At 35.4% G+C, this 13,001-nt stretch carries 8 protein-coding genes; 4 read left to right on the top strand and 4 right to left on the bottom strand.

Annotation, left to right across the window (positions count from 1 at the left end; all coding sequences use genetic code 11):
• The first annotated feature begins 175 nt into the window (after positions 1-175).
• Positions 176-3,562: a CHAT domain-containing protein gene (locus TY19_RS02640; RefSeq protein WP_042279910.1), complete on the top strand. Its 3,387-nt coding sequence runs from the start codon at positions 176-178 to the stop codon at positions 3,560-3,562.
• A 398-nt stretch (positions 3,563-3,960) separates the two neighbouring features.
• Positions 3,961-4,977: a hypothetical protein gene (locus tag TY19_RS02635; RefSeq protein ID WP_226988468.1), complete on the top strand. Its 1,017-nt coding sequence runs from the start codon at positions 3,961-3,963 to the stop codon at positions 4,975-4,977.
• A gap of 1,127 nt (positions 4,978-6,104) precedes the next feature.
• On the opposite strand, the gene TY19_RS02630 is transcribed toward TY19_RS02635, so the two are convergent.
• Positions 6,105-6,794, bottom strand: coding sequence for an MgtC/SapB family protein (locus TY19_RS02630; RefSeq protein ID WP_042279905.1), 690 nt, complete (start codon positions 6,792-6,794; stop codon positions 6,105-6,107).
• 117 nt (positions 6,795-6,911) lie between these two features.
• The gene (locus TY19_RS02625; RefSeq protein ID WP_042279903.1) at positions 6,912-8,063 is read right to left on the bottom strand and encodes a class I SAM-dependent RNA methyltransferase; all 1,152 of its coding nucleotides are present in this window, start codon (positions 8,061-8,063) and stop codon (positions 6,912-6,914) included.
• A 404-nt stretch (positions 8,064-8,467) separates the two neighbouring features.
• Between TY19_RS02625 and TY19_RS02620 the strand changes: the two genes are divergently transcribed.
• The gene (locus TY19_RS02620) at positions 8,468-9,148 is read left to right on the top strand and encodes an acyltransferase (protein WP_042279901.1); all 681 of its coding nucleotides are present in this window, start codon (positions 8,468-8,470) and stop codon (positions 9,146-9,148) included.
• Between the two features lie 172 nt (positions 9,149-9,320).
• On the top strand, positions 9,321-10,217 hold the full coding sequence (locus tag TY19_RS02615) for a polyprenyl synthetase family protein (protein WP_042279899.1): 897 nt from the start codon (positions 9,321-9,323) through the stop codon (positions 10,215-10,217).
• 150 nt (positions 10,218-10,367) lie between these two features.
• On the opposite strand, the gene recA is transcribed toward TY19_RS02615, so the two are convergent.
• Both recA and TY19_RS02600 read right to left on the bottom strand, forming a co-directional pair.
• The gene (recA, locus tag TY19_RS02610; RefSeq protein ID WP_039360964.1) at positions 10,368-11,453 is read right to left on the bottom strand and encodes a recombinase RecA; all 1,086 of its coding nucleotides are present in this window, start codon (positions 11,451-11,453) and stop codon (positions 10,368-10,370) included.
• A 783-nt stretch (positions 11,454-12,236) separates the two neighbouring features.
• The coding region (locus tag TY19_RS02600; RefSeq protein ID WP_445082242.1) for a leucine-rich repeat domain-containing protein at positions 12,237-13,001 on the bottom strand (765 nt) is incomplete at its 5' end.

Here is a 13,001-nt window from a genome sequence, read left to right as displayed (position 1 = left end):
ATATATACTCAATATGATTTTATACATACTTATCAGTAATAAAATTATTAAGCGTTATTGTTCTTAAATTTCTCTATTCTAAAATAAAATTTTACTTTAGCCGTTTATAGCTTGATTATTTATTTTCATAAAATAAAAATATTTTTAACATTTTATTTTTTTAAGGAATTGAGCTATGCACGTAGAGTCAGTTAAATTTAGCACTCCCTACTATCTTCATTATCCCCTTCTACCCACACTATCCCTATTAGATCATGTAAAAGGTTTAATTGAGGCCTATAACACAAAATCCAATTCGGAAGAGGATATATTCGTCAGTGCCAAATTGCTCCTCGAAGAGATCAATCAATTAGAAGACATAGGTGTCCAACGTGAATGTTTATGTCGCCTGCTAAAATTAGAGATAGAAGAGATTCAAAATTTAATAGTAGAGAGGATAGCGCCTGTTTTCGATTTTGCAACATTTTTGTACGATATTCAGCATGATCAAGCTCAACAGTTAATTCATTTAGAAGAAATCGTCAGTGAAATCATGGAAACAAAATTAAAATCAAATGAACTTAATTTGTTCATTCCTATCTGCTCGATCTATCAAAGTATCCTAGAGCATCTATGGTTGCTTCCCCATCTCGAATTTGGCAATCACTGCGCTAACCTCCTAATTCAAAATAAAAACGCCATTCTAAGCCATATGGAGCGCTGGAAAGACAGCCTTAATCAATTAGCTAGTGAGGAAAAAATTGACAAGTCTATTCCAACAAATTTAGAAAAGCTTGTTTTAAGGCTTTTCGAACCCCTACCTGAAGCTGTCGCAAAAGAAATTGAGGAACAAAAATCTGCCATTCATAAAAGCGGAGAAATATCTTTAACACTTTTAGAAATCATAGCAGATTTTTACGGGATCCAAAAAGATTTTCCTCGCGCCATTTTCCATGCAGAAATTATTTTAAATTTTTTAATACAAGAACTTCCGAAAACATCCCAGAAAGAAGAGTTTCTTGTTAAAATCATGCAGATGCATGGAAATCTTGCAGACTGGAATCAACTTCTTAGACGGTATTCAATGGCTATTGATCATAGTGAAAGGGTATTAAAAATAGCGGTCGAGTTGAGTGATCATGATGCGATATTTATTTCTTTAAAAAAGTTAGGTTATCTTTACGTAGCGCAAGGAAAAAATGAGCTCGCGCTTCCTTTTTATCAAAAAGCTCTGACTATAGCACAAACGTTACAAGATTCTGAAATTGAAAAGCAGTTTCTTGGCGCCCTTGCAGATGTTTATACTCACATAGGTAATAATGAAGAGGTGATTCGATATTATCAAGCCACACTGAAACTAACAGAAGAAAAAACTGAACAAGCTTTAATCTACTCTGGGATCGGTGAAGCCCATGCTAGGGCCAAACAGTACAAAGAAGCAGAAGAAGCCTATGGAAAAGCGCTTGAAATTCTTCCTCAAGGTAACCACCCTCTTATGGCAATGATAGTTCATCAAAAATTAGCCACATTTTTTAAAAATTTTGGTCGATATGGAAAAGCTATTTACCATGCAGAAAAAATTTTAGAGCTAATCCAACATCCGTCAGTTCAAGTAGATGAATTTCAAGCACAAGGAATTAAATTTTCCGCGTTAGGAATCCTGGGAACCATTTATGGTGCGCTTGGAGATCACGCGAGAAAAATCGATTATTGTACGCAAGCGGTAAAGTTCGCTGAAAAAGCAGATGTTGATTTAAACGACTTGGGAGTAGCATATGCCAATCTCGGCAGTGCCTTTTGTGATGAAAAAAATTATTCTGAGGGCATAAAATATTATCACAAAGCATCAGAAATCTTAAAAGGTGACCCTAATCGAGCCAATTTTTTAAAAAATTTTGGCCAGATTCTTTTTTCCTCCGGTAGGTTTTCTGAAGCAATTGAATATTATAAAGAAGCCAATAAGATTGGTAATCAAGATACGAAAAAAGGCATTCTCCTTGGCCTAGGTCTATGTTATGATGCTCTGGGAAACAAAGAGCAGGCGATTCAATGCATTGAAAAATTTATTTGCTTATCTCAAGCATCAAAAGATCGCCTTAACGAAGCATTAGGTTATCATAATTTAGGGATAATATATAAAGAGTCTGATCTTGGGCTAGCAGAAGAAAATTATCGCAAAAGCATCGCCATTTCTGATGCATTACATCAAGAGCTTAAAAGTCATAGTCAGTGGCAGATTACTTTTTTTGAAGAGCAAGCAAGTACACTTTTAAGCCTGGAGCATCTTCTCTTAAAACAGGGGAAAACTGAGGAAGCCTTGCAAATCACAGATTTTAGACGTTCGCGAGCCTTAGTCTCTGCTCTTACAAAAAAAATTCAGCTTCAAAAGGATGATTTTTTAACTCCTGGAGCCACAATCCAGGAAATGCAAGCTCTTGCCCACAAAATGAACACTTGCTTGATCGTTTACTCGTTTGCTTCCGAAAGTACAGACAGCATTACCGTATGGATTATCCCTTCTGACGGCGAAATCATCTGCCAGCCGTTGCCTCTTGGAATTTTGACAGAAGAAGTTAAAGAAACGAATAAACTTTTTCAAACATTTCCTTTTATTGCAGAGGCAAGAACTGTTAAAACACCATTGTCATCTTTTCTAGAAGAGCTAACTCGTGGGGAGTCAGAGGAGAATACTCATCTCTCAAATTCGCAAACTTTTAAAAAACGCCTTAAGAATTGGTATGAAATACTTATTGCGCCAATTGAATCCTATTTCCCTAAAGACCCCCAACAAGTCGTCACCATTATTCCCGATGGTTATCTCGCTCAAATTCCCTTCGCCGCATTTTTAGACAAAGAGGGAACCTATTTGATTGAAAAACATCCACTTTCGATTGCCCCCTCGATTCAAGCCCTAACATTATTGGATCAACTTCCTAAAGACTTTTCCAAAGACTCTCTCGTTATTGGAAATCCCAACACGTCCGGAAGCCAACTAAAGTTTGCAGAAAAAGAAGCTCGAACAATTGTCGCCCCTCTGCTTAAAACAGCTCCAGAAAGAATTCTCTTACAAGACAGCGCTACAGTTCAACACGTTGTCGAGGGAATACCAGATGCGCGTTGGATTCATCTGGCCTGTCATGGATCGACAGGCAAAAAGCCGGATGAAAAACTTGATCCCCATTCTGTTTTCGAAGGCCTTTTCAAGCTAACTCCTGACGAAAGTCATCCCCAAGGCTATCTTCATGCACAAGAAATTGCGGTGCTTGCTCTTCGAGCAGAATTGGTTTTTATGAGCGCCTGTTTCTCTGGCAGAGGTAAACTTCACGAGGAAGGAAGTGTCGGCCCTGTCTGGTCCTTTCTCGCCGCTGGAGCGTTATCAACGATTGCAACTTATTGGCGACTGCCAGATAGTGATCTAACCCTTCAGATGGTCGAAACGTTTTATCGCCACCTCTTAGGTATAGAGGTGGAAAAACTCAATAAGGCTCAAGCCTTACAAAAAGCCATGCTAGTGGGCATTGAAAAAGCACGAGAAAGACCTGATCGATGGGGAGCTTTTTTCTTATCGGGACTATATGAATAAATAAAAAAAATTTTAAGATAATTTGCTTAAAATTAGAAAATTTTTAAACAAAGTTTTTATTAAAGGGAGAGGTTTTTATGATAAATAGTACTAGTCTTCAGTCCGTAACAGAAGGAGCTTATAGTATTAATAGTTGTCTAACAGAGGGACAGTTTGACTATAAGAAGGCAAAACAAGAGGCAAGTAGCCTTTACCAAGAAGGTCTCAAATTATTAATTGCCGAAATTAACAAAAAGCCAATTATTAAAAAGAATATCTTACCTGTTGTTTGTGTATTAAATGACACTCTTTCTTTGGAGATCGTTCAGCATACTGAAGCTTTACTTAAATCTCTTAGCAAAGTATATCGAATCTTCATAGAGCTCACCTGTTTTCAATATTATCATCGTCAAGACTCTTTGGCAATTTTAAAAAAAACCCGAAATGCAATGATTGAAAATTCTACAGCTATACTTTCTCTTTTGCCAGAAAATGAAATTGGCGCACGATTTGAATATCGTTGTGCAGAGCAGGCAGCAAAATGCTTAAAAGTTGTCAAGAGTGCTTTGAAGAGATATTCTGGTCATTTGCTTGATATTGGAGAATCAGCTGAAGGAACTTCATTTTTTGGGGTTCTAAAAGGTTCTAAAGGATTCCTTAAAGAAGCTAAGAAAGATTGGGTTTATGAATGGTATCCTCCTGTTCTGGAGCTACGCTGGCTTTCTGCAGGTATTAAAAAACAAAGAGACTTTAAAGATATTATTGAAGTGAGACTCAAAAATTTCCAAGAAAAAGGAAAAGAATACACTATATGTTTAGCCACCATTTTCTTGGATTTGATTAAAAATAAAGATTCTGAAGTTTCGGATAATGTCCGAATGTTAGCCACCAAAGCTCTCGCTAATCTTTTGCGTTGCAAAGATGAGGATAGGGTTTCAAAAACAGTAAATACAGTACTAAAAATATTACCTGATACTAAAGTTGTTCAGAACGTTGTAAAAAATGAAGATCGTTATTGGAACACACGCGTTTTGATTATGCAAAGTTTATTGAAATTAGTTAAAGATCGCACTCACAGTGAATATATTCAAGTTATTTTACCAAGCTTAGATGACGTTCAAATGGCCTCTAATCATAAATTGGAAAAAAGAAAAATCCAGGAAGTTCTCATGAAATTAGTAAATCGAATAAAAGAGTACCAGGAGATCATTGAGGAAGATAACGCCATACTAGAAGCTAATAAAGAGGAACAGCGAGATGAAGAAGATATTCAAGAACTAGAAGCAAAGCTTAAAAATGACGAAAAAGAAAAGCAAGAAACAGAAATTTATTTTGATAAAATAAATTTAGCTGAAAAGGCATTGGAAGAGCTTCATAAAGAAGAAGCAGATTATGTAAATCGTCTTAAAACAATTTGGAATTCATATGCCCAATAGTAGAGAAAATTTTGCTTGAGGCCTTGTTTTTGCTTCGAATTAATAATCTAAATGGTCATTACTGAGAAGCAAAAACAAAGAAAAAAACCTAAAAGACAAGTTCATGAAGCCAAATCCTGCGTTTGTTTGTGATTTTTAGCATTTATTCAACGCATCAAATTTGATAATTAATCTATTGTTGCATACTCATCTGTGAAAATTGAGATTTTAATCAATGGATATAGTATACAAAAACTTTTCAGCCAAAATCTCAATTTTCACAACTCAAATCGATAAGCCTATATTCCTAATTGCTATTTGTTATTTAGCTGGTTGGTTTAAAATTGATTTTGAATAAACATATTACTTAACTTTCAAAATTACTTTTTCAAAAATCAGTTTTATTCCTTTATGGACGCTATATCTAATTACCAAATATTAATATAGTTTTTGAAACATTGAATGAAGCACTCTCAAGACTATGTTTAACTGAAGTTTATTTAATTTTTTCAGAATTTAATTGAGAGAACACCTTTAAAATATTCCTAAGAGTGGGAACAAAAATTTCTTGGCAATCTTCATATGGAGTTTGAGAAGGAGCTAATGAACCATATTACAGTCCTTACTATTTCTAAGTTGAAAAGAAAATGGTTTAGGAAGTTCTTTGACTAGATCTTGATCAAATAAAATATCAAATTCCTTTTTTCCAAGTTTTTGGATTTGATTTAAAAGATTAGTGTAACGTTGTAATTTCCAAGGGACATTCAATTTAGGGTTTAATCTATCCTTGATATTTGCGAAGGTCTCTGCACCAGGTTTAACTTTTGCAGCTAAGATTAAAGCAGTTAAACTGAAATAAAATAGTAACGGATCAGTTGCTGTTGAGATAGTAAGTTTTTTACTTTAAAATGGACTTAATTATGAGGTAATGTCAAATCGAATAAATTAGGTTTTGGGCAACAAATACGAAACAATTCCCTGAATAGTCTATATAGACTATAATCTCGACTAAAAAACTTCTTAAAGTCTTTCACACTGAAGTATCTTCAACTTTAGATTTTAAATTTGTTTCCAGATTTATTTTATCAATTGATCACGTTGGAGAAAATAAAATAGGTTTATAGAGCATGCCAAAATCAGGATCAAATTTATTCGATCACTTCAATTGTTTCGATACCTGGAAGCTCTTTTAGAGCTTCTAAAACGGATAAAGTATTAATATTAGAAACAGATTTAAAATATAATCGAACCAACTCCTTTTCACCTTCTGATTCAATTTGAAAATTAGTTAAATCTAATCGCAACTGCATCCTAATTAAAACATCTTCAATAGATGAAATAGAAACTGTGGGTTTCATTGTAAATCGAATTTCTTTAAAAAACTTTTTTTTAAATAAATAGTTTTCCAATGGTTTGACACATGCTAAAACAATAAAAATCATCACCGTCATGGAAATAGCGGCTAAATAAAGACCTCCTCCAATAGAAAGGCCAACCGCAGCAACAGCCCATAAGCTAGCTGCAGTCGTTAATCCTTTAATCGTATTTTTCCAAAATAAAATAGTGCCAGTACCCAGAAATCCAATTCCACTGACGACTTGAGCAGCCACACGTGAGGGATCTAAAACGATTAATTGCGACCTTAACACATCATTAAATCCATATTGAGACACAATCATCAATAAACTCGATCCCATACAAACTAACATATGCGTCCTGAGACCAGCAAACCAACTTGTGCGTTCTCGTTCTAGGCCGATTAAACCGCCCATTGTTGCAGCTAACATTAAACGTAATAAAATTTCACCATGCGAAAGCATGGGCGCAAAATTTTCCATTTTTTCCATGAATTAATTCGTTTTATCGATTTGTATCAAACTTTAGTTGTCATTTCAATCAACATTTAATAAATTTTTTAAAGTTTCACTGAATCCATGTTTGCTTATCTCAAAAACTCATCTTTCAAAAAGAGTCAATAATTCAATGTGTTCGCTACCAGGAAAAAGGCTATACCCCTCTAATTTTTTTAGATTCCATCCTTGAGAAATAAGTGTCTCCTTATTTTTTTTAAAAGAATCCCATCCACAACTTACATAGATCAATTGATCGACAGAAGATTGCGTTAAACCTTCGATAAACTTTCGACTCAATCCTTTTCTTGGAGGGTCTACAATCACAGTATCAGCACCTTGTAGTAGATTTAAATTTTCATCCGCAGATCCTGTATAAAACATAATTTTTTGGCTAATTTCACTAGATAATTGTTGCTTTGCGTAGTAAAAGCACTCTTTGGAGTGAGGATTGATTTCTTCACATTTAATCCAAGTACATTTTGCGGCAACAGACAACCCAATTGTTCCCACTCCTGCAAAAAACTCGACAACTTTAGCCTTCTCCCGAACCCATGATTTTACTTTTTTTAACAGCTTTTCAAAAAGATCAAGGTTAGCTTGAGCGAAATTAGAGGGTTGAAAACAAATTTTGACACCATCAAAACTTTCCCACAAATAAGGCTCACCCCACACTTTCTCCCATTTGTCTGTAAAAATTGTGTTCGTAGCATGGGGATTAAAATTTACCCAAATAGAATGCCAAAACACATTTGTCATTTCCTGAGCCAATTCTAGGAGAAGCTTGCGCCATATCTGGGATTCTGGCGAAGAAAAATCTTTAAAATTTAAAACAAACGTTATTTGAACTTTTCCACTTGCTCGCTCAACAACAAATTGTAAGTAGCGCAAATCTCCGGCTTGTGAGTGCTCTTGATAAGGATTTAATTGATGTCTTTCCATCCAGTTTTGAATCATAGTAACCGCTTGATTAATGCGAGGGTGATGAACTAAACAAAATGGGATATTTAGCGCTTCGTGAGATCCTTTTTTAAATAATCCTATGATAGGATTTTGTTTTGTTCCTCTCACAGCTAATTTCGCCCGACATCTCCAACCTGTTAACGCTCTTTGATGCAAAACAGGATTTAATGTTTCTTCAAAATTTTCAATCACTTCACGCCAAATGGGTGGTTCAACAAAAAGCTGATGAGAGCACCCGGCACACGAATCAAAATGAGGGCAAGAAAGTGCTTGTTTGGAAATGGGAAATAACATGAATTTTTTCTTTAAAATAAATAGTTATACTGATGATTAGAAACACTAAAAACTTTCATTATCATCCGACCTTATCTGCGAAAGGATGAATGAAAAAATACCATCTTTGCACAAATAAAATGCGTTCATAAGTACGCTTTTTATGTTGGCAACATCGTTGATAAAAGGTCGATGATTTTTTTTATGTTAATAAAGCCTAACTTTTCAACTTGTTTTAAACAGATTATTAACAGAGCATTTATCTCGATTATTCACTTACTTATCAACTTTTCCACACCATCTAAAGAAGAAGAAGAACTTTATATATAATATATTCTTCTTTAGAGAAAGCTGTGGAAATCTTATTTGCTTCATGAGAAGATTTAGAATCTTATTAACTGTGCTTTGGAAACAATCGTCAATCTATGGATATTAAATCTTCTGATTTCTTCAATCTCTCTACCTTCACTCATACCGCTCTTTTTGAAAAAGATCCGGCACCTTGGATTATTTTAACTCGATTAGCTTCTTATTTAAAGAAATTAAAATTAGGTGTGCTCTTAGGTTCTATTTCTCCTCAAGCCTATTTAATTCGTCCAGAAGAAATTACTATTGGAGAAGGATCAATTGTGGAGCCTGGCGCCTATATTCAAGGTCCTTGTTGGATTGGTAATCATTGTGTGATTCGGCATGGCGCTTATATTAGAGGCCATGTCATTACAGGAGACTATTGCGTGATAGGGCATGATACTGAGGTCAAAAATAGCTTATTTCTAAATCGTGCGCATGCAGCTCACTTTGCTTACGTGGGAGATACTATTTTAGGACATGATGTGAATTTAGGCGCAGGGACGAAATGTGCAAACTTTAAATTAGATCAACAAACCGTCTCTGTTGTTTATAAACATCAACACTTCAATACTCAGCTTCGTAAATTTGGAGCGATTATTGGAGATAGAAGTCAAATCGGTTGCAATACAGTCACAAATCCTGGTTCTTTGATTGGAATGGACGTTAGAGCTTACCCTTGTTTAAATATCGGCGGTTGGATTCCCCATCGTTCTATCGTCAAACCTAGCTCTCAAGTTCGAATTTCTTCTTATTAATTTAAAACTTGTTTTAATCACCTGGAATTTTGGAAAATAAATTCGCCATCAGCACAACTTTTTTTTCAGAAAACTTGACCGCCAGAAAAAATGTATCACTATTCAATTAATGCTTTATTGCCTATAATAACAGCCAGAATTCCTTCAAAATACTTTTTTTATTTGAGCTTTTATGCAAACAACCAAACCGTCTTTTCGTTCAATTTTAGAACCTTATAAGTCTCATGTTGAACAAATTATCCAAAATAATATGGATTGTTTGGGTGATAAAACACCATTAAGAGATGCTTGTGAATATGCGTTACTAAATGGTGGAAAACGATTTAGACCTGCTCTCGTTTTGATGATTGCTAAAGCTCTTGGCTTTCAAGTCGATGTTTCACAAGCTGCTTTATGTGTAGAATACTTTCATACAGCGTCTTTGATTGCAGATGATTTGCCTTGTATGGATAACGATGATGAACGGCGAAATGCTCCTACCTTACATAAAATTTTTGGGGAATCGACTTCTCTTTTGGCGACCTATACTTTGATTGCCGCTGGCTACGCCTGCTTAGCTCGGAATACCGCGATTTTGAAAGATAGTGCACACCCCTACGTTAATCAAAAAGAGCGTTTATGTGTATTGGCTTTAGAAAATGCAGCGCAAAATACGGGAATTTTAGGGGCAACAGGGGGACAATATTTAGATTTAAATCCTCCTAATCTTTCTTTAAAGACTTTAAAAGAAGTGATTGAAAAGAAAACGGTTACGTTATTTGAAATTTCTTTTGTCTTAGGGTGGATTTTTGGAGGAGGGGTTTTGGAAAAATTGCCCCTTGTGAAAAAATGTGCAGGACACTTTGGAATGGCTTTTCAAATTGCCGATGACTTGGGAGACATGAAGCAAGACTCCTTTCATGATCACACAATGAATTTTGCAAATGTTTACGGTAAACCAGCTGCGACTCAATTATTTCATGACGAAATTCATCAATTTAATCAAACACTAACTGCGCTTGATCTTCAATCAGAAGATCTTCAAGCTTTAACTTGCCTTCTTATTGAGCAAGTACAACTTCTTTCTTGAGTTTTGTGAGTTTGGGAGAAGTAACCTGATTCGCAAGATGACTCTAGCTATAAACGATAGAAAAGGCTGTTATACATGAGGTATGCAAAGTATAGCCTTTAAATCGATGCTGAATAAAGAATTAGCTTTATCCAACATCGATAGAACGAATTATTCGTTCAATGCCCCTTCAATTTCTTCTATTGCAGCACCGATAGAAGTTTTTTTGGATGCGGGCTTGGAACGATTTTCTTTATACTGTTGTAAAATTAGCGCTTCTATTTCTTCTAAAAGCGTTGGATTATTTTTAAACTCTTCTCTGACCGCTTCTCTTCCTTGACCTAAGCGTTGCCCTTTGTAGCTAAACCAGGCCCCTTTTTTATCAACAATATTATACTCTGTTGCCATATCAATCGCAGAACCTGTACGAGAAATACCTTCATTAAATAAGATATCAAATTCAGCAATTTGAAAAGGAGGAGCCATTTTATTTTTACTAACTTTTACTTTTACCCGGTTACCAATTTCAGAATTATCTGGTCCTTTAATTCCTCCTGTACGACGAATATCTAAACGTACCGAAGAGTAAAATTTTAAGGCACGTCCCCCTGTTGTCGTTTCTGGATTTCCATAAACGATCCCTATTTTATCTCGAATTTGGTTAATAAAAATAGCACATGTATTGCTTTTTGAGAGAGAGGCCGTTAATTTTCTTAATGCTTGTGACATCATGCGAGCTTGAAGACCCATGAATTGATCTCCAATTTCTCCTTCAAGTTCAGATTTAGGAACGAGAGCGGCAACAGAGTCAATAACAATCACGTCTACAGCGTTAGAACGTGCAAGCATCTCTGCAATGTTTAAAGCCTCTTCCCCACTATCTGGTTGTGAAATCATCAAATCATCTAAATTAATACCAATTTTAGCAGCATAACTAGGGTCAAGGGCATGTTCTGCATCAATATAAGCAGCTAACCCCCCATTTTTTTGAGCATTAGCTACGATATGAAGAGCTAAAGTTGACTTACCAGATGATTCAGGTCCATAAATTTCTACAACGCGTCCACGTGGAACACCGCCAATTCCTAAGGCGATATCCAGAGCAAGAGCACCTGTTTTAATCACACTCATTTCTTTTTCAGAAGAGTGCTTGCCAAAAGACATGATAGCACCTTCACCAAATTGTTTTTTAATTTGAGAAACGGCCAGGCCAAGTGCTTTTTTACGTTCAGAATCTGGAGGGGCTGATTGAGACATAAAGACTCCTTTGAATAAACTTTTTTTGAGTTAACTATTAACGAAAGTTGAGATTACTAACATCTTTTGTAAAAGTAACTTCATTATATGACACATCGAAACAGGTTTTAGTATTTAAAAAATTACCTGTGAAGGCTAGCTTAAAAGCATAGTTTGGTAATTTATTAATTTTTCACAAGTGATGTAACAAAATCGTAACCTCGGCAAAATATTAAAAAATTGAGATTCGATAGCATGTAGGTTTGAGTTAATACCAGAAGGCAAATTAGCTGTTAAAAAGACCCTTATTATATCTAATTTACAATTAAGATACCAGAGAAGAAGAACTTTTTTTGAAATGATTTTTTGATTAAATTTCTTTTCTTTCACAAATGAATGAACCAAAATGCAAACACCTATTCTATTGATCCAAAAAAAGAGATCGGCTGTGAAAAAGACGAACAATTTAATTCACCTGTTATGATTCTATGTGTGAGCAAAAACAGCGCGCTATTAGAATAGATACTTCGGGCCTTCTTTTAATTGAAAATTTGTTTTATAGTATTTTAAATTGAAATTTACATGAACTTTTTGTAAATATTTTTATGGCTTTGGTTTACCCACATGACTTAAGAGGCTGAATTCAAACAGGCTGGCTGGAATAGATTATTACAGCTTCAAAAAAAATTGAAACGAGATTTAGCTTTTTAATATAGTTATAGAGAAAGAGTTTGCACTAAAGTGTGCCTTTTTTACTATAGCCTTCGGTGTTTATAATCTTTATTACCATACCTCACGCAATATTTAAATTAAATTGGGTGAAGTTGCTAAAGTTTTAAAACGTTCTAACCCAGCATCAGTGAAATTATAGCACCCAGTCAGCTCTAGATGCTGCAAAGCCACTAAAGGTGTCAAATGGGCTAATCCAGCATCCGTTAGGTTTTTACAACCGCTCAGATTTAATTGTTGTAAAGCGACTAAGGATGTCAAATGGGCTAATCCAGCATCCGTGATATTATCACACTCACTTAGACTCAAATGCGTTAAAGTGACTAAGGGTTTCAAATGGGCTAATCCAGCATCCGTGATATTAGTACGCCATAGATCTAAATGCTGCAAAGCCCCTAAGGGGGACAAATGCGTTAATCCTGCATCTGTGAGATTAGTGCATTCACTTAGACCCAAATACTGTAAAGCGCCTAAGGGGGACAAATGCGCTAATCCAGCATCCGTGATATTAGTACACCACAGATCTAAATGCTGCAAAGCCTCTAAGGGGGACAAATGCGCTAATCCTGCATCTGTGAGCTTTTTACAACGATTCAGATTGAGATACTGTAAAGCGGCTAAGGATTTAAAAAGCCCTAATCCATCGTTAGTGATTTTTTGACAATAGCTTAGATCGAGATGTTGTAAAGTCACTAAAGGCCTCAAATGCACTAATCCTGTATCTGTGAGATTAGTGCATCCACTTAGACCTAAATACTGTAAAACGGTTAAACGAGCCAAATGCGCCAATCCAGCATCGGTAAGGTTTTGGCAATAGCTTAGATCAAGATGTTGTAAAGT

It is taken from the genome of Candidatus Protochlamydia sp. R18 (genome assembly GCF_000648255.1).
Classification (GTDB): Bacteria; Chlamydiota; Chlamydiia; order Chlamydiales; family Parachlamydiaceae; genus Protochlamydia; species Protochlamydia amoebophila.
Note: the sequence above shows the minus strand (reverse complement) of the source record. Positions and strands in the feature narration are given on the sequence as shown.